Source organism: Sorangium sp. So ce1335 (assembly GCF_051521615.1).
Taxonomy (GTDB): domain Bacteria; phylum Myxococcota_A; class Polyangia; order Polyangiales; family Polyangiaceae; genus Sorangium.
Genome location: NZ_CP150363.1, coordinates 10,896,908 through 10,916,132, shown reverse-complemented (window position 1 = coordinate 10,916,132; position 19,225 = coordinate 10,896,908). Strand labels below are relative to the sequence as shown.

Below are 19,225 nucleotides of genomic sequence, written 5' to 3'. Positions count from 1 at the left end.
GGAGAGACTCGAACGGTGCCCCAGCTCCGCCTGAAGCTCCTCGAGCCGCACCGGACGTCGCTCGAGAAGTGCGTCTACTGCCCCAAGCTCTCCCGCGCCGCCTGCCCCGTGTCGAACGTCGAGGCGAACGAGACGGTCACGCCGTGGGGGAAGATGTCGATGGCGTACTTCGCCGGGCGCGGCGACGTGCCGCTCGACGCGCGCCATGCGGACCCGGCCTGGGCGTGCTCGGCCTGCTACGCGTGCCGCGAGCGCTGCGACCACAAGAACGAGGTGGCCACCGTGCTGACCGACGCGCGCGCGGAGTTCTTCGCGCGCGGCCTCGCGCCGGAGGGGGCCAAGCGCGCGGCAGAGCGCTTCTGGGCCCGCGAGGACGGGCGCCATGACGGCCCGGGCGGCGAGCCCGACGCGCGGGCCCGCGCGGCCACGGGCGCGGCGGCGGTCCGCGTGCTGGTCGGCTGCGGCTACGTGCGCCACGCGCCGGGTGTCGCGCAGGACGCGCTCGACGCGACGGAGGCGCTGGTCGGCGCCCCGGTCCGCCCGGTGCGCGCGTGCTGCGGGCTTCCGCTCCTGTACGCCGGCGACAGGCCGGGCTTCCTCGCGGCGGCGCGGCGGCTCGCCGCCGAGGTCGCGGAGGGCGAGCGCTTCGTCGCCGTCGACCCCGGCTGCGCGCGCGCCGTCCGCGTCGAGTACGCGCGGGCCGGCGTCGACGTGAAGGCGCCGGAGCTGTTCGTCGACCTCGCGGTCGCGTCGCTGGACCGGCTGCAGCGGTCGACGTCGGAGCGGCGGGTGCGCTACCACGACCCCTGCCAGCTCGGGCGCGGCCTCGATCGCTACGACGCGCCCCGGGAGATCCTCGCCCGCATCACGGGGCGGCCGCCGGAGGAGTTCATCCACCGCCGCGAGCACGCCGACTGCAGCGGCGGCGGCGGCCTGGTGCCCGCGACGCGCCCGGCCTCGTCCGCGGCGATGGCCGACGGCAGGATCGCGGAGCACCGCGCGCTCGGCGGCGGGCTGCTCGTGACCCACTGCGCGCAGAGCCTCCGGCGGTTCAGGTCGCGGGGGGAGCCCGCGGAGGACCTCGCGAGCCTCGTCGCGCGGGCCGTCGCGCCGCGATGACCGCGCCGGAACCTGCCGCGGACGGCGCGCGCGGAGGCGCCGCGGGCCCGGCGGGGCGCGCGCCGCACAAGCGGCGCACGGTCGCGGGCAGGCTCCTCGCGAGCTACCTCGTGGTCCTCGCTGCCTTCGCGCTGACGGTCGGCTGGAGCGTCCAGGCGCTGCGGGCCGCGTCGCGGGACGCCCAGCTCCTGCGCGCCGGGTACGTCCCGCTGCTGCTCCGCATCGGCGAGGTGCTGGCGGAGCAGAACGTCTTCAACGCGCAGCTGAACCACATCACCGCGGCGAAGAACCCGGGCGACGTGCGCGAGTGGCTGGAGACCGCCCGGCGGACCCGGCCGCTCGCCTTCTCGCTCGTCAAGGACGCCGCCCGCGCGCTCGCCGGCGCCGACGAGAAGGCGGCCGGCGGGGGCGCGGGCGTCGGCGAGGCGGCCGCCTCGACGGGCGTGCGCCGCTTCAGCGAGGAGATCGCGACCGAGGTGGCGGCGATCGAGCGGCTCGTCGGGGCGAGCCCGGAGCGGTTCTCCCAGCTCTTCCAGGCGCTCTCCGTCGGCAACCGCGAGCTCGCCGAGCGCACCCGCGACGAGCTGGTCAAGCGCGAGGTCGAGGGCGCGCAGCGGCTGCGGGCGATCAAGAGCCGCGTCGAGGAGCAGATGGAGAGCCTCACCGTCGAGGCGAGGCGGCGCGAGGAGCGCTCGATGCACCTGCTCGTCGGGCTGGGCGTGCTGACGCTGCTCGTCGGCGTGATGATGTCGCTGTACGCGCGGCGCGTGCTCGCCCCGCTCACGGCGGTCACCGAGCGGGCCAACGCGGTCGCGCGCGGCGACCTCACCCCGAAGCAGGTGCTCGCGACGAACGACGAGATCGGCGAGCTCGCGACGACGTTCGAGGACATGGTCGCCGCCATCCGCCGCGCGCGCGCCGAGCTCGTGAACGCCGAGCGGCTGGCGGCGATCGGGAAGATGGCGGCGCACGTCACGCACGAGATCAGGAACCCGCTGTCGTCGATCGGGCTGAACCTGGAGCTCCTCGAGGAGGAGGTGGCGCGCGCCTCCGCCGAGGGCACGCCCGACGCGGAGCTCAGGCCCGTGATGAAGGAGTCGGCGCAGCTCGTCACGGCGATCCGCGCCGAGGTGGACCGCCTGTCGCGCATCGCGGAGCAGTACCTGAGCGTCGCCCGCCGCCCGCGCCCGCGGCTCGTGCCCGAGCGCGTGGACGACCTGGTGCAGGAGCTCGTGGCGTTCGTGCGGCCCGAGCTCGATCGCGCCGGCGTCGCGGTCCGCGTCGAGGTGGACGAGGAGGGGCCGGAGATCCTCCTCGACGAGTCGCAGCTCCGTCAGGCGCTCCTGAACCTGCTCCGCAACGCGCGCGAGGCGATGCCCAAGGGCGGCGAGATCACGGTGAGCGTCAGCTTCTCGGGCGGCGCGGCGACCATCGCGGTCGACGACACGGGCCCCGGCGTGCCGGAGGAGCTGCGGGCGTCCATCTTCGACCCGTTCTTCACGACCAAGCAGCGCGGGACGGGGCTCGGGCTCGCCGTGACGCGGGACATCATCGAGGCGCACGGCGGCACGATCTCGTGCGAGGCGCGCGAGACGGGGGGCACGCGGTTCCGGATCACGCTGCCCGCCGGCGGCGCGTCTTCCCAGGGCCGCGCCGCGGAGGAGCACGCGGCGCTCTGACCCGCGCAGCCCCGGCGCGGAGGACGTGGCCGGGGCGCGCAGCGCTGCGCGCCGGCTACCTCGCGGCGTCCAGGTACTCGAGGGCGATCCCCATGAGGAGGAAGCCCACGACGGCGAACAGGAGCGCCGCCAGCACGTAGACGATGGTCCGGAGCGTCCGCGCGGGGGGCCGTTGCTCGATCGGCTCGGGCCCGCCGGGGGCAGGCAGCCCCGAGCTCGCCGAGCCCATGGTGGGCCTCGTGGGCCTGTAGATGAGCGTCGGCCCCTGGCTGGTCGACCCGGCCGAGCTCTCCTCGGAGAGGTCCAGGATCCTCGGCGGTCCGGCAGGGGGCGCCGCGACCGGGGGCGCGAGCTCGCCGGCCGCGTTGTTCAGCACCATGGTGCCGTTCGGGCCTGTCCACTGCGCGGGCGGCGCCGTCAGCTGCCCGCCGGCCGCGCTCCCCGCGTGCGACGGGCGCTGATCCTCGGTCTCCGCGAGCGGCGGCTGCCCGAGGGCGTGGGCCGCGAGCTCGTGCTCGCTGCGCGGGCGCGTCACGTTCCCGCCCAGCGCCTGCGCCGCGGGATCTGTCTGCGTGCGGATCAGGACGGGGTCGACCGGCGGCTGCAGGCTCCTGAGCGCGCCGGAGGACGGGGGCCTGGCGGTCTGGGGGGGCAGGGGCGTGACGAGCGCGCCACCGGCCGCGCTGCCGCCAGCCAGGGAGGCGCGCGAGCCGCTGACGGGGTGGCTGGAGCCCCTCACCGGCCGCAGCTCCCGCCACGCGGTGAGGCCCTCCAGCGCGCTCTGGAAGCGGTCGGCCGGCTCGCGCGCGAGCCCCTTCGCGAGGAACGCCTCGAGCCGCGGATCGACCGGGCCGTCCATCGCGTCGGAGAGCCTCCGTGCGTCGGTCTTCTGCTTCATCTCGACCATGATGAGCAGGTTGCGCGCCTGGTACGGGAGCTGGCCGCTCATCGACTGGTAGATCATCGTCGTGCAGGCGTAGATGTCGGCGCGGTGGTCGACCGTCTTCGCCTTCCCGATCTGCTCGGGCGGCATGAACGAGAAGGTGCCGAGGCTCTGCCCCATCTCGGTGAGCGTCTCCCCGCCCATCTCCTTCGGCAGCTTGGAGATGCCGAAGTCGAGGATCTTCACCCGCGTGGACCCGTCGGGGCGAGCCTCCAGGTACACGTTCGACGGCTTCAGATCGCGGTGGATGATGCCGGCGCGATGCGCGTCGGCGAGGCCCATCCAGACCTGCTCGATGATCGGGTGCAGCTCCTCGAAGCTGATCGGCCCCGTCCGCTTCAGCCGATCGATCAGCGACTCGCCTTCGAGCAGCTCGAACACGAGCACGATGCCGTGCTCGGGATCCTCCTCGACGTCGAGGATCTCGGTGACGTGATCGCTGTTGATCGAGCCTGCCGCGCGCGCCTCGCGCCGGAACCGCTCGGCGGCGGACGACTTGGCCTTCGAGTCGGGGCGCAGGAGCTTGATCGCCACCTGGCGGCCGGTGCGGATGTTCTCCGCAGCGAACACCTCACCCATGCCGCCGCGGCCGAGCTGGCGGATGATGCGATACCGGTTCGCAACGACGGTTCCAGCTTCGAGCTCCAAAAGCGCCTCGCCCCAGATTATCCCCCGCGCCGCTGCGGGGGATCAAATTCTCCGGCGCGAACGAGGAGGTCCGGCCGTCGACCGCCGGCCGCCGGCCGTGAGGCGCCGTCGCCCCGAGGGGGTCGGGGACGCCGAAAGCGCTGTCGTGCCGGGCTCTTCCATGAAGCTGCTGCCCTCTCGCTGGTCGAGCCAGCGCCTCCCCCGTGCCGCGCGGTGCCGTGCCGCGCCGGCCGCAGGGGCACGGGCCGTGCCGCTGCGCCGACGCGGCGAGATCACTCGTCTTCCTGCTGGCGGAGCTTCGCCACGACGCTCAGGTCCTCCAGCGTCGAGGTGTCGCCGGTCATCTCGCGCCCCGCGGCGACGTCCTTCAGCAGCCGGCGCATGATCTTGCCGCTGCGGGTCTTCGGCAGGGCGTCCGCGAAGCGGATCGCGTCGGGGCGCGCGAACTTGCCGATCTCCTTGGCCACGTGCTCGGAGAGCTTCGCCTGGAGCTCCGGTCCGGCCTTGAACCCTGGCCGGAGCGAGACGAAGACGACGAGCGCCTGCCCCTTGAGATCGTCCGGGCGGCCGACCGCGGCCGCCTCTGCGACCGCCGGGTGAGAGACGAGCGCGCTCTCGATCTCGGCGGTGCCGATGCGGTGGCCGGCCACGTTCAGCACGTCGTCGATGCGACCGACGACCCAGTAGTAGCCGTCCTCGTCGCGGCGCGCGCCGTCGCCGGTGAAGTAGCAGCCCTCGATGTCGCTGAAGTACTGCTTGCGGAAGCGCTCGTCGTCGCCCCACACGGTGCGCAGCATCGACGGCCACGCCTTCTTCAGGACGAGCAGCCCGCCCTCGCCGGGGGCCACCGGCTTGCCGTCCTTCGTCACGACCTCGGGCACGACGCCGAACATCGGCAGCCCGGTCGACCCAGGCTTCGAGGGCGCCGCGCCGGGCAGCGTGGTCATCATGATCGCCCCGGTCTCCGTCTGCCACCAGGTGTCCACGATCGGGCAGCGGCCGCCGCCGATGGTCCGGTGGTACCAGATCCACGCCTCGGGGTTGATCGGCTCGCCGACCGAGCCGAGGAGCCGGAGGCTCGAGAGGTCGCTCTTCGCGGGCCACTCGTCCCCCTGCCGCATGAAGGCGCGGATGGCCGTCGGGGCGGTGTAGAGGATGGTCACCCCGTGCTTCTCGATCAGCCGCCAGAAGCGGCCCCAGTCGGGGAAGTTCGGCGCGCCCTCGTACATGAGGCACGTCGCGCCGGTCGAGAGCGGGCCGTACACGATGTAGCTGTGCCCCGTCACCCAGCCGACGTCCGCGGTGCACCAGTAGACGTCGTCGTCGCGCAGGTCGAAGGTGTACTTCGTCGTGACGTGCACGTTGACCAGGTAGCCCGCGGTCGTGTGGAGCACCCCCTTGGGTTTCCCGGTCGATCCGCTCGTGTAGAGGATGAACAGCGGGTGCTCGGCGTCGACGATGGTCGGCTCGCACGAGGGGGACGCCTGGGCGAGCAGGTCGTGCCAGTAGACGTCGCGGCCCTCCTTCATCTGGATCTCGCAGCGGTCGCTGCCGAGGTGCTGGTAGACGATGACGCGCGTCGCGCTCTTCGCCTCCGGCTGCGCGAGCGCCTTGTCGACGGTCGCCTTGAGCGGCACGACCTGCCCGCGCCGGTACGCGCCGTCCTGCGTGATGACGAGCTTGGCCTGGCTGTCGTGGATGCGGTCGCGGAGCGCGTCCGCGGCGAAGCCGCCGAAGACGACGGTGTGCACCGCGCCGAGCCGCGCGCAGGCGAGCATCGCGACCGCGACCTCGGGGACCATGCCCATGTAGATCGCGACGCGGTCGCCCTTCTCGATTCCGAGCCGCTTGAGCGCGTTCGCGAGCAGCAGCGTCTCGCGGTGGAGCTGGGCGTAGGTGAGCGTGCGCGTGGCGCCGTGCTCCCCCTCCCAGATGATCGCGGCCTTGTTCTTTGTGGCCGTCGTCAGGTGTCGATCGAGGCAGCTCTCGGTGACGTTGAGGGTCGCGCCGAGGAACCACTTCACGTGCGGCAGGGACCAGTCGCTGGTCGTGGTCCACGGCGTGCGGAACACGAGGTCGCCTGCCTCCCGGCGCCAGAACGCGTCCGGCTGCTCGATGCTCTCGCGGTAGAGCGCCTCGTAGGTCTCCCGCGCGCCGACGCGCGCACGACGCGAGAACTCGGCCGGCGGCTCGAACCGGCGCGTCTCCTTCAGCAACGACGTGATGGCATCTTGCGACATGGTCACCCCTTGAGGGGACGGCGGAGGCCGATCCCCGACCTGCGTTGAAGGGGACGGCGGAGGCCGATCCCCGACCTGCGTTGAAGGGGACGGCGGAGGCCGATCCCCGACCTGCGTTGAAGGGGACGGCGGAGGCCGATCCCCGACCTGCGTTGAAGGGGACGGCGGAGGCCGATCCCCGACCCATGTTCCCGCTGGAAAGGTCGACGAACCATCTCCGACCCGTCGCGAGGGGGTGCGAGAATACATCCGCGGCGCGGCGGAACAAGGAGGGAACGAGCGGCCCGCCGAGCCCGGCGCCGCCCGATCACCAGAACGCGTAGCCGGCGTGCAGGCTGCCGCCGAGCTGCAGCAGCACCGCCGAGTACAGCGTGATGTCCTCGCCGCTCTGCTGGTAGCTGATGCCGCGCGACGACTGGAAGTAGCTGTCCAGCGAGGCCCCGAGGAGCACGCCGCCGAGGTCGAGCTCGACCCCCACCTCGGAGTAGACGAACGCGTTCACCCCCCTGGCGGGGTGGCACCGGCCGTTGCAGATGTCTCCGTCCTGCGTCCTGATGCTGTGGAACTTCACGTCGTCGTAGGTGAGGCCGCCCCCGATCGAGCCCACGAACCGCCACGTCTGCCCGGGGGTCATCAGCCGGACGTTCAGCCCGAGGCGCGTCGAGCCGAGCGTGTACCTTGCGCTCTGGTAGGCAGGGTCGTCCGACGCGATCGACATGTTCGCGTACTGGAGCATCATGTCGAACGCCGCCGCGGTGTTCACCCGGTACCCCACCCGGATCGATCCGGCGCCGCCGCTGTTCAGCTCCGGCTCCGGGAAGGCCCGAGGGTGGCCGAGCGGCCAGATCAGCGAGGCCGCGCCGATCACGTAGTAGCCCTGCGGCGCCAGCGAGAGGGGCACGGGCCGCGGCGCCGGCGGGGGCGGCGGCGGCGTGAACGGCTGCGTGTCCGGGGGCGGGGCGCGCCGCTCCGGGGACAGCGACAGCTTCACCCGCTTGCCGCGCTCGCCGCTCACCACGGTGACGCTCTGCTCGGCGCTCACGTGACCGTCGGCCCGCGCGCCGATGCGGTGCACCCCGGGCCCGAGCTCCACGACCCGCGTCCCCGACGGCGACGCGGGGTGCTCCTCGCCGTCGATGATCAGCGTCGCGTCCTCCGGGCTGAGCTCGATCGTGACGTAGGCGAGCAGCGCGCGCATCTCCTCGATGGCGCTGCGCGCCGTCTTCTCGTCGCCCTCGTCCATCGTGTCACGGTGCTGCGCGAGCGCGCGCTCGAGCGCCGCGATCGCCCTCGGGTAGTTGAAGAGGGCCTTCTCGGCGAGGGCGACGTTGAACAGCGGGCTGGCCTTCGGCTTCTCCTTGTAGGCCGCCTCGAACTCGACGATCGCCGCCCGGTAGTTCCGGTCCTGGAACAGCTTGATGCCGTTCTCCATGTGCTGCCGGTACGGCTCGACCTGCGCGAGCGCCGGCGAGAGCAGGAGGGTCAGGCCGAGCGTCGCGGCGCAGAGCGCGAGAGGGAGTCGTCCGTGCGATCGGCCCAAGTCCGCCTCAGTCCACCTTGAGCTGTAGACCCGCCGCGACCCCCGCCGGCTTCGACGTCGCCACCGCCGGGGTGGCCTGGCTCGACGCGGCCGGCTTCGCGCCGGCGCCCGCGCCCCTCGGGCGCGCGGCGAAGGGGAGCGTCGCCGTCTTCTTCGCGCTCGGCGCGGCCCTGGGGGGCGAGGCGGGCGCGGGCGGCGTCGGCTCCGTGGTCTCGACCGCGGCGGGCGCGGGCGGCGTCGGCTCCGCGGTCTCGACCGCGGCGGGCGCCGGCGTCACGGCCTGCGGCAGCGGCTGGAGCAGGACCTCGATGGGGGCCCTGCCGGCCTGGAGCGTCACCTCCTTGTCCACCGGCGTGTAGCCGGAGGCCTCGACCCGGACCCGCTTCGTCTCGCCGGTGCGTCCGCGCAGCGTGCGGTCGACCAGGGCGACGCCGTCGACCGTGAAGCGCGCGCCCTCGGCGTTCGTCCGGAGCTCGACCGAGACCTGCGCGGGGGGCGCAGGCGCGATGGCCGCCGTCCCTGCCTCCGGCGCGCGGCGCGCGTGGAGGACCGCGGCGGCGAGCCCGCTGACCAGCGAGAGCAGCGCGATCGCGACGAGCACGAGCCGCCGCGGCCCCCGCGCGCCGGTGCGCCCGTTGCTCGACCAGCCCACCTTGGAGCCGCTGCCGAGCACCTCGAGCGTTGGATCCAGCCCGATGCCCGGGTCGCCTGGCGTGGGCTTCAGCGGGGTCTGCCCGGGCACGCCAGGTGAGTTCGGCGTGTGCATCGACAGCTCGTCGCTCGAGCTGCGCCGCGGCCCGAGGAGCCCGCCGGCCGCCGCGATCAGCGCGTCGAGGAAATCCCGCGAGGACGAGAACCGCAGGTCCCGGTCGCGGGTGAGCGCCTTCGTGATGACGCGCGCGATCGGCTCGGGGACGGCCGGGTTGCTCATCCGCACGTCCTGGGCGTCCTTCATGCAGATGTTGACGATCACCTGCTCGTACGAGTTGCCGCTGTGCGGCGGATGCCCGGTGAGGCACTCGTAGAGGATCGCGCCGACGGCCCAGAGGTCGGTCCTGCCGTCCACGTCGGGCAGCGCCTGCGCCTGCTCGGGCGACATGTAGAACGGCGTCCCGAGGACCGTGCCCTCCCGGGTCAGCGTGTGGGCCGGCGTGCCGTCGGCGCGGCGCATCTTCGAGATGCCGAAGTCCAGGATCTTGGCGAAGTTCGGGTCGTCGTCGCGCTCGACGAGGAAGATGTTGTCCGGCTTGAGGTCGCGGTGGACGATGCCCGCCTCGTGGGCGCGGTGCAGGCCGCGGAGGATCTGCGCGGTCACGTGGAGCGCCTCGCCGAGCTCGAGCCTGCCGCAGCGCCGGATGCGGTGGCCGAGGTCCTCACCGCGGAGCAGCTCCATGACGAGGAAGGGGACGTCGTCGGCGAAGCCGGCGTCGAAGATCTCGACGATGTGCGCGCTCTCGACGGCGCTCGCGGCCTGCGCCTCGCGGTGGAACCGGGCCACCGCGTCCTTGTTCCGCGCGAGGTCGGCGTCGACGAACTTCATCGCGACGCGCTTGCCGATGGCGGTGTTGACCGCCTCGTAGACCATGCCCATGCCGCCGCGCCCGATCGTCCGTACGATATCGTACTTCTGCACCCGCTTTCCGACGAGCGACCCCTCGACGAGCTGAGTCGCTGCTGCAGTGGTGTCGGTGCTGCTAGGCATGGCGGTTGCGACTCGAGGGGGTCGAGGGGGCCGAGGAGGCGGGCGAGGCCCATGAATCCCTGCGGACGAACCGTATCAAAGAAAGCCGCGCGCCGTCCCCGCGCGGCAGCTTATCACCTACCCATGCCGGGATGCACCTTCGCGGCGGGACCCATGGGCTCCCGGCCAGGGGCGCCGTCGCACCATCCGCCTGCGCCGCTCAGCGCGGCAGGGTGGGTGCGTCCGCGCGCGGCGCCTCGGCGAGGCGCGTGTCGAGCTCGCCCTGCTTCTCCAGCGCCGAGAGCTCGCTGAATCCGCCGATGCTGTTCCCGTTGATGAAGATCTGCGGGACGGTCCGCTGCCCGGAGGCCTTGACCAGCCAGGCGCGGAGGTCGTCCCGGTCCTCCACGTTGATCTGCGTGAAGCGCACCTGCTTCTGGCTCAGCAGGCGCTTCGCCATGGTGCAGTATCCGCAGTAGTCGGTGACGTAGATGGTGACTTCGGCTGCTTGCATGGGCATCTCGTCCTTCTTCCTTTCTCGGGATGGCCAAAGATGCAAGCGCACACGGCCCTTCCTTGGGCTACGCTGCGCGCATGGCCGAAAAAGAGGGGACGATTCACCTCGATCGCTACACAGGCGACGCGAAGCAAGTCGTCGCCGGCGCCCAGCAGATCGCTGACGAGCGCCAGCACGCCGAGGTCACGCCGCTCCACCTGCTGACGAGGTTGCTCGAGCGTGACCGCGGGGTATCCGAGGTATTCCGGCGGGCTGGCGCCGACCCGAACGAGGTGCTCCAGCTCGCCGAGAACGCGCTGAAGAAGCTGCCCAGGGCCGGCGGCGGGGTGGCGTACGTGAGCCCGCGCCTGCTCGACCTGCTCGGGCGCGCCGAGCGGGAGGCGACCCGCGACAAGTCCGCGAACGTGGGCATCGAGCACCTGCTCCACGCGCTCGCCCAGGAGATCCGCGGGCCCGCGGGGGAGATCCTCTCGTCGTTCGGCATCGGCCCGGGGGCGTTCCGGCCGCACCTCGGCGCGCTGGAGGCCGCGTCGCGGGAGCCGTCGCCCGCGCCGGCAGGCGCGTCGGAGCCGGGACAGCCCGCGCCTTACACCCGGGACCTCGTCGCAGACGCCCGGGAGGGGCGGTTCGATCCGGTCATCGGGCGGGACGTCGAGGCGCGCCGCCTGCTGCAGATCCTCGAGCGGCGGTTCAAGAACCACCCGCTCATCGTCGGCGAGCCCGGCGTGGGCAAGACCGCGCTCATCCGCGGCCTGGCCGACCGGATCGCCCACGGGGACGTGCCGACGAACCTCGCCGGCGCCCACCTCTACGAGCTCGACACGGGCGCGCTCGTCGCCGGCGCCAAGCTGCGCGGCGAGATAGAGCAGCGCCTCAAGGTCCTCGTCGACCGCCTGCGCGGCGAGCAGGACGCCGAGAGCATCCTCGTCGTCGAGGATCTCGACGCGCTCTTCGGCCAGGGGGTGCAGGGCGCCGGCGTGGGAGAGCTCCTGAAGCCGCTCCTGTCGCGCGGGGAGATCCGGATCATCGCCACGACGACGCCGGAAGGCGTGCGCAAGATCAACGAGCGCGACCCCGGGATCATCCGCCGGTTCTCGACGATCACGCTGGAGGCGCCGAGCATCGACCAGGCCACCGAGATCCTGCGCGGGATCGCGACGAAGTACGAGGCCCACCACCGCGTCCGCGTGGGGGAGAGCGCCATCGCCTCGGCGGTCGCGCTGGCCAAGCGGTACATCTCGGACCGCGCGCTCCCCGACACCGCCGTCGACCTGCTCGACGAGACGTCCGCCCGCAAGCGGGTGGAGGTCGACGGGGTGCCGGCCGAGCTCGACGCGCTCAGCCGCCGCGTGGACGCGCTTCGCGCCCAGATCGCCGCGCTGGCAGACGACGACGACAAGCTCAGCGTCCAGACCCGCGCGCGGCTCGAGGCGGAGCTCGCCGAGATCGAGCCGAAGGCGTCGTCGATGCGCGCCCGCAACGCGTCGCGGCGCGGCGTCATCGCGGCGTGCCAGTCCATCCGCCGGGAGCTCGTCGCCGCGACGGACGCCTTGAAGGCGGCCCAGCGCGACAAGGCGTTCGCGAAGATCGGCGAGCTCGAGCACGTCACGATCCCGGAGATCAAGCGGCGGCTCCAGGCCGCCGAGGAGGCGGCGCAGCGGGAGGGGGTCGCGCCGACCTCGAACGTCGTCAGCGAGTCGGACGTGGCGGCGACGCTCAACGACTGGACCGGGATCCCGGTGGCGAAGATGCTCGAGGGCGAGGCCGAGAAGCTCCTCAAGATGGAGGAGCGGCTCGCGCAGCGCGTGGTGGGCCAGGACGAGGCGGTGCGCGCGATCGCGAAGGCGGTGCGGCGCGGGCGCGTGGGGCTGCGCGATCCGGGCAAGCCGATCGGCTCGTTCCTGTTCCTCGGGCCGAGCGGCGTCGGCAAGACGGAGCTCGCCAAGGCGCTCGCCGAGTTCCTGTTCGACGACGAGCAGGCGCTGACGCGCATGGACATGAGCGAGTTCATGGAGCGCCACATGGCCCAGCGCCTGATCGGCGCGCCGCCGGGCTACGCGGACAGCGAGCAGGGCGGCTTCCTCACCGAGGCCGCCCGGCGCCGGCCGTACAGCGTGCTCCTGTTCGACGAGGTCGAGAAGGCGCACGCGGACGTGTTCAACCTGCTGCTCCAGATCCTCGACGACGGCCGGCTCACGGACGGCCGCGGGCGGCTCGCCGACTTCTCGAACACGGTCGTGATCATGACGTCGAACATCGGGTCGAAGCGCGTGCTCGACACCGACGCCAAGCTCTGGGCGACGGAGGACGGCCGCGAGGCGATCCGCGACGTGCTGCTCGAGGAGCTGCGCGGCTTCTTTCGCCCCGAGTTCCTGAACCGCATCGACGACATCGTCGTCTTCAAGGCGCTCAGCAAGGAGGACCTCCGGGGCATCGTCGACATCCAGCTCCGCCGCCTGGAGCAGCTCCTCACGGACAAGGACATCCGCCTGGCGCTCACGGACGCGGCGAAGGCCCGGCTCGTCGAGCTCGGCTACGAGCCGAGCCTCGGCGCGCGCCCGCTGAAGCGGGCCATCCTGCGCGAGCTCCAGAACCCGCTCGCCGAGACGATCCTGGCCGGCGGCTACAAGGCCGGGCAGAAGATGCTCGTCGACGTGGTCGACGAGAAGTTCGTCTTCACGAAGGCCGAGGGGTAGCGAGCTCGACCGGGCGCTGCCGCGCGCGGCAGCGCCCCGGCGCGGCCGTCCGGCAGGCGGCGGCCTGTTTCCCCGGGCGAAGAACCTGGGCGACGGCGCTGCGAACCTCTTGCCAAGCCGGTGAAGGTCCGTATACTGCCGCTCCCTCGCTCACCGGGCCCTCCGATCGAGGGCAATTGCGTGACGTAAGGTGAGGGATCGCGGTCCCCAGGTTGAGGAAGACGCACCATGTACGCGGTCATCAAGACGGGCGGCAAGCAGTATCGGGTCGCCGAAGGTCAGAAGCTCCGGGTCGAGAAGCTTGCCGGCAATGCCGGTGACAAGGTCACCTTCAGCGAGGTGCTCCTCGTCGGTGGCGACTCCCCCAAGATTGGCAAGCCCCTCGTGAGCGGCGCCTCCGTCGCGGCCGAGATCACCGGGCAGGACCGCGGCAAGAAGATCGTGGTCTTCAAGTTCAAGCGCCGGAAGAACTACCGCCGCAAGAACGGCCACCGGCAGCCGTACACCGAGCTCAAGATCACCGGCATCACCGCCTAGCAGGAGAAGTAGACATGGCTCACAAGAAAGGCGGCGGCTCCTCCAGGAACGGCCGCGACTCGAACGCGCAGCGCCGCGGGGTGAAGGTCTACGCCGGGGCGCCCGTTCGCGCGGGCAACATCCTGGTCCGGCAGGTCGGCTCCTCGATCCACGCCGGCCACAACGTCGGCACCGGCCGCGACTTCACGCTCTTCGCCCTCGTCGATGGCGTCGTGAAGTACGAGTGGAAGTCCAACACGAAGAAGCAGGTGTCGGTCTACCCGGCCTCCTGAGCCCTCCTCTCCGGGGGGCGGCACCCCGCACGGTGCCAGCACATCCAGCAAATCCTGCCGGCCGCGCCCCGTGCACGCTCGTCCTGCTCGCGGCGCCGTTTGACGGACGTCGCGAGCAGCCCCAGGCTCGGGAGAGCGAGCGAGGAAGCTTGCGGTGTTCCGAGCGAACTCGACCGCCGGCCAGGGCAGTGCGGCCGCTCCTTGAAGAGAGCGTAGCGCGGTGACGACCTACAAGCTCCTCGCCATCGATGTCGACGGGACCCTCGTCCGTCGTGATGGATCCATCCACGACGACGATCTCCTCGCCATCCAGCGGCTCCAGGCCGCCGGCGTCCCGGTCTCGATCGCGACGGGGCGCCTCTACTCGGGGACGCGCGAGGTCGCGCGGCGGGTCGGCGTGATCGGCCCCATCGCCTGCGTCGACGGCAGCCACATCGTGCACACCGAGGGCGACGAGCACCTGTTCTCGCGCACGATCTCGGGCGCCGAGGCGGCGCTCCTGCGCTCCGTCGCCGAGCGGCACGCGACGGCGTCGTTCCTCTTCGCGCAGGACAGCATCGTCCACGACGCGACCGGCACGCCGCACGTCCACTACGTCCGGGGCTGGTCGAACGCCATCGCCGAGGTCGAGCGCGTCTCGTCGCACCCGTACTGGGAGCACGAGCACGGCGTGCTCGCGCTGGTGGCGATCGGGACCGAGCGGCAGGTCATGGCCGCCGTCGAGGAGGTCCGGTCCGAGCTCGGCCAGGCGGCGTTCGTCGTCTCGTTCCCCCTCTTCCACGACGTCCACGCGATGATGGTCCGCGCCGCCGGACCCACGAAGGGGACGGCGATCGCGTGGCTCGCAGCGCATCACAAGTGCTCGCCGTCGGACGTGGTCGTGGTCGGCGACTGGCTCAACGACCTGCCGATGTTCGAGGTCGCCGGGCGCTCCTTCGCCATGGGGCAGGCGCCCGAGGACGTGAAGCAGGCGGCGACGGACCGCCTCGAGGCCGACGGCCTGCGGGGCGGCGGCATCGCCGAAGCGATCCGCCGCGCCTTCGGCCGCTGAGCGCCGTCGAGGCCACTGCGGCGGCCTTCCCGCTGTCGGCTGCTGCGTTGCTGAGCTGTTGCTGAGCTGGACGAGCGCTGGGGCCCGCTGCGGCGAGCTCCTGCGGGTGCGTCGCTGAACGCGACGCGGACGCCGGGGAGCGCCGTGTCGTCGGCGCTCCCCGTGCGGCCTCGTGAGCGCCTCAGGCCTTGCGCTGCGCCGGCTGGGACGCCGCGGCGAGCTGCTGCTGCTGCTGCTGCAGGTACTGAGCGACGGCGCGCGAGCGCTCGATAGCGAACTGCTTGACCTCCTTGTTCGGAGATCCGGCGAGCGCGTTCAGCAGCTTCGTCACCTTCTCGAGCTGGCGCGACTGGAAGAGGGCCTCGAAGTAGTTGTTCGCCAGGCGCACGTCGCGGCTCATCTTCGCCTCGTGCGGCTGGAGCAGGCGGACCACCGCCTCGAGGTCGTTCTTCTGCCCGTACAGCGCCGACAGGCAGAGCAGCGCCAGCGGGTCGTCCGGGTTCATCGCGACCGCCTTCTTGGCGTACTCGATGGCCTTGTCCCGCGTCTCCTCGTTGCTCGCGTAGAAGCCCTGGATCGCGATGTACGGCGCGGCCGTCTTCTTGTCGGCCGAGAGCTTCTCGAGCTCGGCGACCGCGCTCGCCTCGTCACCGCGCTGCTTCAGGTGCTGGAAGAGGTAGGCCCACGCGTCGATACACCCCGCGTCGATCGCGATCGCCTTCTCGATGTACTCGCGCTCCTTCGCGTCCTCCTTGCGCCCCTGGTAGAGCTTCGCGAGGTGCAGCGAGGGGTAGGGGTTGTCCTTCAGCAGGTTCTGCGCGCCCTTGAGCGTCCCCTCGGCCTTGTCAAACTTCTCCTGCTGGAGCTGCGAGATGCCGAGCGCGAGCCAGTCGTCGCCCGTGCCGCCCTTCGCCACCACCTTCGAGAGCACCTGCTCGGCGCGCGGCAGCCGGTTGTGCTTGAGGAGCTCCTGCGCGTAGATGCGCCCGCGGTTCAGGTCGTCAGGCTGCTCGGTCCAGTGCTTCTCGAGGCCGGCGAGCAGATCCTCCAGGCCGATCGCGATGGGACGCCCCTGGTCGTCCTGCACCTGCACCGCCGGCCCGTTGAAGCCGAGGAGCTGCCACATCTGATCGAGGGTCACCGCCGCCGGGCCCTTCTCGAGGAGGTCCTTCAGCTCATCGGTCGGCTTGTTCATCGGGATGACGATGAGCGCGTTCCCCGGCACGCCGTTCGGAAATGCACTCACGGGCGCGACGATCGCCGCCCCCCCGCTGATGTTGAGCCCAGCCGCCTGCTGCTGTCCGTTGGTCGTCATCGTCGATGCTCCGAGATCTCTCCCCCACGCGCGCCGAGGGGCAGGAATCGCCCAGCCTCGCCCCGGTACCCCGCGCGCTGACATGATGGGGGTCGTAGTTCGTGTAGAGGGGGCGCGAACGCTAGCAGGCAGGGCCGATCCGGGCAACGGGAGAGCTCGCAGCGCGCGGGCCCGCGCCGCGGCGGCGCCGGTCGCTACGTCTGAGTTTCCACCCGGGATTCCCCTCGTGATTCCACGGGTCGCGCCCGTGAATCTCATCGCGCCTCCCGCGCTCCAGGCCAGCCGCGCCGGGCCCTGCTTCGCTGTCGCCTTGGCCTCGTCGCGCGCCTCGCGCTCGCTCGTGTGTTCGCTGTCGTGGTCGCTGTCGCCGTCACGGACGCTCATGTCGCTCGCCCTCTCCGGCCGCCGTCCTAGTCGAGTCGCGGCCCGGCGGCGAGAGCCGGCGTGGGCTCGGGCGCCGGCCCGGAGCGCGCGGCCGCCGCGCTGCGCAACCGCTCGGCGAGGTGCGTGCGGCGCTCCTCCTTGCGGGTCTCCGCCAGCGCCAGCGACACGGCCCGCGGGTCGGCGACGAGCACCACCAGCCGCTTGCCGCGCGTCACCGCCGTGTAGATCAGGTTCCGCGACAGCATCACGAAGTGCTGGGTGAGGATCGGCACGATCACCGCCGGATACTCGCTCCCCTGGCTCTTGTGGATGCTCGTCGCGTAAGCGAGCGTCAGCTCGTCGAGCTCCGCCTCCTCGTAGCCGACCTCGCGATCGTCGAAGCGGACCTGGAGCTTGCGCTCCTCGGCGTTCACGTCGGTGATGAACCCGACGTCGCCGTTGTAGACCTCGCGATCGTAGTCATTGCGGAGCTGCATCACCTTGTCGCCGAGCCGCAGCGTGCGCGCGCCGCGCGTGACGCTCGGGCCCTCGGGGTTCAGCGCCGCCTGGAGCCGCGCGTTCAGGGCGATCGCCCCGGCCTCGCCCTTGTGCATCGGCGTGAGGACCTGCACGTCCCGCCGCGGATCCAGCCCGAACCCCTTGGCGATGCGCTCGGTGACGAGGTGCAGGATCAGCTCCGCCGCCGCCTCGGCCTCGGTCCGCTCGATCACGTAGAACTCGCCGCCCGGGCCGCGCGCGCCCTCCGGCGGCTCGCCGTCGTGGATGCGGTGCGCGTTCCGGACGATGAGGCTGCCCTCGGCCTGCCGGAAGATCTGCGTGAGCCGCACCGTGGGCACCTCGCCCGAGGCGATGACGTCCCGCAGCACCGCGCCAGGGCCGACCGACGGGAGCTGGTCGACGTCGCCTACCAGCACGAGCCGCGCCGCGTCGGACGTGGCCTGAAGGAGCGCGTCGGCGAGCGCCAGGTCGAGCATCGACGCCTCGTCGACGACGATCGCCGCCGCCTCGATCGGCCGGCCCCGCTGGCGCGCGAACTTGCGCTGCTTCGGATCGAACTCCAGCAGCCGGTGGAGCGTGACCGCCTCGCGCCCCGTCGCCTCGCTCATCCGCTTGGCCGCGCGCCCCGTCGGCGCGGCGAGCCGCACCGGGAGCCGGGCGCGATCGAACAGCGCGAGGATCGCCCGGACGATGGTCGTCTTGCCCACGCCCGGGCCGCCCGTGATGACGAGCACCTTGTTCCGCGCGGCCTGCGCCACCGCGGCGCGCTGCGCGGGCGCCAGCGAGACCTTCGTCTTCTCCTCGAACGCGGCGATCGCCGCGTCGACGCCCTCCACGAGGCGCCCGCCGCCCGCGGCGTCGTCCTCGTCGCCGCCCAGCAGGGAGCGCATCCGGCGCGCGAGGCGCACCTCGGCCTCGTGGAGGTCCTTGGGGTAGACGGCGACCTCGCCGGTCGACAGCGTCTCGATCCGGACGTGGCCGCTCGCGACGAGCGCGTCGATCGCGCCGTCGACCTCGGCCGCGTCGCGCTCGAGCATCGCCGCGGCGAGCTCGGCGAGCTCCGGCCGCGTCGCGAGCGTGTGCCCGCGCGTGGACAGGTCGACGAGCGTCTGCAGGACGCCCGCCTGCGCCCGCTCGGGCGAGTCGGCCCGGACGCCGATCGAGCGCGCGATGCGGTCGGCCGTCTTGAAGCCGATGCCCCACACGTCGAGCGCGAGGCGGTACGGGGAGCGGGAGACGATGTCGATCGCGTTGGGGCCGAAGCGCCTGTAGATGCGGCTCGCCAGCGCCGGGGACGCGCCGTGCGCCTGGAGGAAGATCATGATGGCCCCGATCGCCCGCTGCGACGCCCACGCCTTCGCGACGGCCTGCGCCCGGCGCTGGCCGAGCCCGGGGACCTCGGCGAGCCGCTCCGGCGACCTGTCGAGGATCTCGAGCGTCTCGGCGCCGAACGCCTCGACGATCCGCTTCGCGTACGCGGGGCCGATGCCCTGCACCATGCCGGAGCCGAGGTAGCGCTCGAGCCCGTCCAGCGTGGCGGGGGCGATCGGCAGCAGGGTCTCGACCTTGAGCTGCTCGCCGTGCTTCGGGTCGCGCTCGTAGCGCCCCGTCGCGCGCACGCGCGTGCCGGGGCCGACCTGCGGGAAGACGCCGACCCAGACCTCCGGCGGGGCGCCAGGGGTGACCTCCACCCGCAGCACCCGGAAGCCGCTCGACTCGCTCTCGTAGGTGACGCGGACGACCTCGCCCTCGACCGTCGCGGATCCGTCGCCCGCCACCTCGCGGGCCGAGAAGAGCTTCTGCTGGCCCCCGCCGCCCGGCTGCCGTTCGCCGGCCCCGGCCGGCCGCTCGCCGCGGTCGTGCGGGCGCGGCGCGCCGCCCTGCGCGCCGGCCGCCGGTGCCGGACCGCGCGCAGGCGCGGCCGCCCCCTGGGCTGCCGGATCGGGGCGGCCGCTCCCCTGAGACCGTTGCACGAGGGCAGCATGTAGCCGCCGCCGCGCCGGCGGCAACGCCCTCGTGCGCCGCGGGATGTCGGGCACGTGGGCGCGCCGCGCGCCGGCAGAGCCCGCGCCGGCGCAGCGCCGCGCGCGCGTCCCGGGAGGGAG

Annotated in this window: 13 protein-coding genes; 6 read left to right on the top strand and 7 right to left on the bottom strand. The window is 72.6% G+C overall.

The annotated features are described in order from the left end of the window. Positions 1 to 15 precede the first annotated feature (15 nt). Both WMF24_RS40795 and WMF24_RS40790 read left to right on the top strand, forming a co-directional pair. Entirely contained in the window at positions 16 to 1,119 is a 1,104-nt protein-coding gene (locus tag WMF24_RS40795; RefSeq protein ID WP_437732869.1) for a (Fe-S)-binding protein, read from the top strand. Next, on the top strand, positions 1,116 to 2,798 hold the full coding sequence (locus WMF24_RS40790) for an ATP-binding protein (protein ID WP_437732868.1): 1,683 nt from the start codon (positions 1,116 to 1,118) through the stop codon (positions 2,796 to 2,798). Before WMF24_RS40795 ends, WMF24_RS40790 begins: the two co-directional genes overlap by 4 nt. Positions 2,799 to 2,853: 55 nt before the next feature. Here WMF24_RS40790 and WMF24_RS40785 read toward each other — a convergent pair whose 3' ends face one another. The 5 genes from WMF24_RS40785 to grxC form a co-directional block, all read right to left on the bottom strand. Then, positions 2,854 to 4,389 (bottom strand): protein kinase domain-containing protein, encoded by a 1,536-nt coding sequence (locus tag WMF24_RS40785; RefSeq protein WP_437732867.1) that lies wholly within the window; start codon positions 4,387 to 4,389, stop codon positions 2,854 to 2,856. Between the two features lie 272 nt (positions 4,390 to 4,661). After that, positions 4,662 to 6,629 (bottom strand): acetate--CoA ligase, encoded by a 1,968-nt coding sequence (gene acs, locus WMF24_RS40780; RefSeq protein WP_437732866.1) that lies wholly within the window; start codon positions 6,627 to 6,629, stop codon positions 4,662 to 4,664. 307 nt (positions 6,630 to 6,936) lie between these two features. After that, entirely contained in the window at positions 6,937 to 8,169 is a 1,233-nt protein-coding gene (locus WMF24_RS40775; protein ID WP_437732865.1) for a tetratricopeptide repeat protein, read from the bottom strand. A 7-nt stretch (positions 8,170 to 8,176) separates the two neighbouring features. Beyond that, on the bottom strand, positions 8,177 to 9,871 hold the full coding sequence (locus WMF24_RS40770) for a serine/threonine-protein kinase (protein ID WP_437732864.1): 1,695 nt from the start codon (positions 9,869 to 9,871) through the stop codon (positions 8,177 to 8,179). A gap of 199 nt (positions 9,872 to 10,070) precedes the next feature. Next, entirely contained in the window at positions 10,071 to 10,364 is a 294-nt protein-coding gene (gene grxC, locus WMF24_RS40765; protein WP_437732863.1) for a glutaredoxin 3, read from the bottom strand. A gap of 80 nt (positions 10,365 to 10,444) precedes the next feature. On the opposite strand from grxC, the gene WMF24_RS40760 reads away from it, so the two are divergent. The 4 genes from WMF24_RS40760 (at position 10,445) to WMF24_RS40745 (ending at position 14,923) form a co-directional block, all read left to right on the top strand. Beyond that, positions 10,445 to 13,063, top strand: coding sequence for an ATP-dependent Clp protease ATP-binding subunit (locus WMF24_RS40760; RefSeq protein ID WP_437732862.1), 2,619 nt, complete (start codon positions 10,445 to 10,447; stop codon positions 13,061 to 13,063). 228 nt (positions 13,064 to 13,291) lie between these two features. Beyond that, on the top strand, positions 13,292 to 13,600 hold the full coding sequence (rplU, locus tag WMF24_RS40755; RefSeq protein WP_020740951.1) for a 50S ribosomal protein L21: 309 nt from the start codon (positions 13,292 to 13,294) through the stop codon (positions 13,598 to 13,600). A 14-nt stretch (positions 13,601 to 13,614) separates the two neighbouring features. Further along, positions 13,615 to 13,872 carry a 50S ribosomal protein L27 gene (rpmA, locus tag WMF24_RS40750; RefSeq protein ID WP_437588724.1) on the top strand — a complete coding sequence of 86 codons (258 nt, stop codon included), beginning with the start codon at positions 13,615 to 13,617 and terminating at the stop codon, positions 13,870 to 13,872. Positions 13,873 to 14,092: 220 nt separating this feature from the next. Beyond that, complete coding sequence (locus WMF24_RS40745) at positions 14,093 to 14,923, top strand: HAD family hydrolase (RefSeq protein WP_437732861.1); 831 nt, start codon at positions 14,093 to 14,095, stop codon at positions 14,921 to 14,923. A 181-nt stretch (positions 14,924 to 15,104) separates the two neighbouring features. Here WMF24_RS40745 and WMF24_RS40740 read toward each other — a convergent pair whose 3' ends face one another. Together WMF24_RS40740 and recD2 are read right to left on the bottom strand one after the other, a co-directional pair. Further along, a complete protein-coding gene (locus WMF24_RS40740) occupies positions 15,105 to 16,238 on the bottom strand; it encodes a tetratricopeptide repeat protein (RefSeq protein ID WP_437732860.1) in 1,134 nt (377 codons plus the stop codon). Positions 16,239 to 16,648: 410 nt separating this feature from the next. Then, positions 16,649 to 19,093 (bottom strand): SF1B family DNA helicase RecD2, encoded by a 2,445-nt coding sequence (gene recD2, locus WMF24_RS40735; RefSeq protein ID WP_437732859.1) that lies wholly within the window; start codon positions 19,091 to 19,093, stop codon positions 16,649 to 16,651. Positions 19,094 to 19,225: the final 132 nt, after the last annotated feature.

Bases quoted from the DNA above. Each gene is read 5' to 3' on its own strand.
- rpmA (WP_437588724.1), top strand. From the start codon at position 13,615: ATGGCTCACAAGAAAGGCGGCGGCTCCTCCAGGAACGGCCGCGACTCG.
- WMF24_RS40790 (WP_437732868.1), top strand. From the start codon at position 1,116: ATGACCGCGCCGGAACCTGCCGCGGACGGCGCGCGCGGAGGCGCCGCG.
- rplU (WP_020740951.1), top strand. From the start codon at position 13,292: ATGTACGCGGTCATCAAGACGGGCGGCAAGCAGTATCGGGTCGCCGAA.
- WMF24_RS40740 (WP_437732860.1), bottom strand. From the start codon at position 16,238: ATGACGACCAACGGACAGCAGCAGGCGGCTGGGCTCAACATCAGCGGG.
- acs (WP_437732866.1), bottom strand. From the start codon at position 6,629: ATGTCGCAAGATGCCATCACGTCGTTGCTGAAGGAGACGCGCCGGTTC.
- WMF24_RS40770 (WP_437732864.1), bottom strand. From the start codon at position 9,871: ATGCCTAGCAGCACCGACACCACTGCAGCAGCGACTCAGCTCGTCGAG.
- WMF24_RS40760 (WP_437732862.1), top strand. From the start codon at position 10,445: ATGGCCGAAAAAGAGGGGACGATTCACCTCGATCGCTACACAGGCGAC.
- grxC (WP_437732863.1), bottom strand. From the start codon at position 10,364: ATGCAAGCAGCCGAAGTCACCATCTACGTCACCGACTACTGCGGATAC.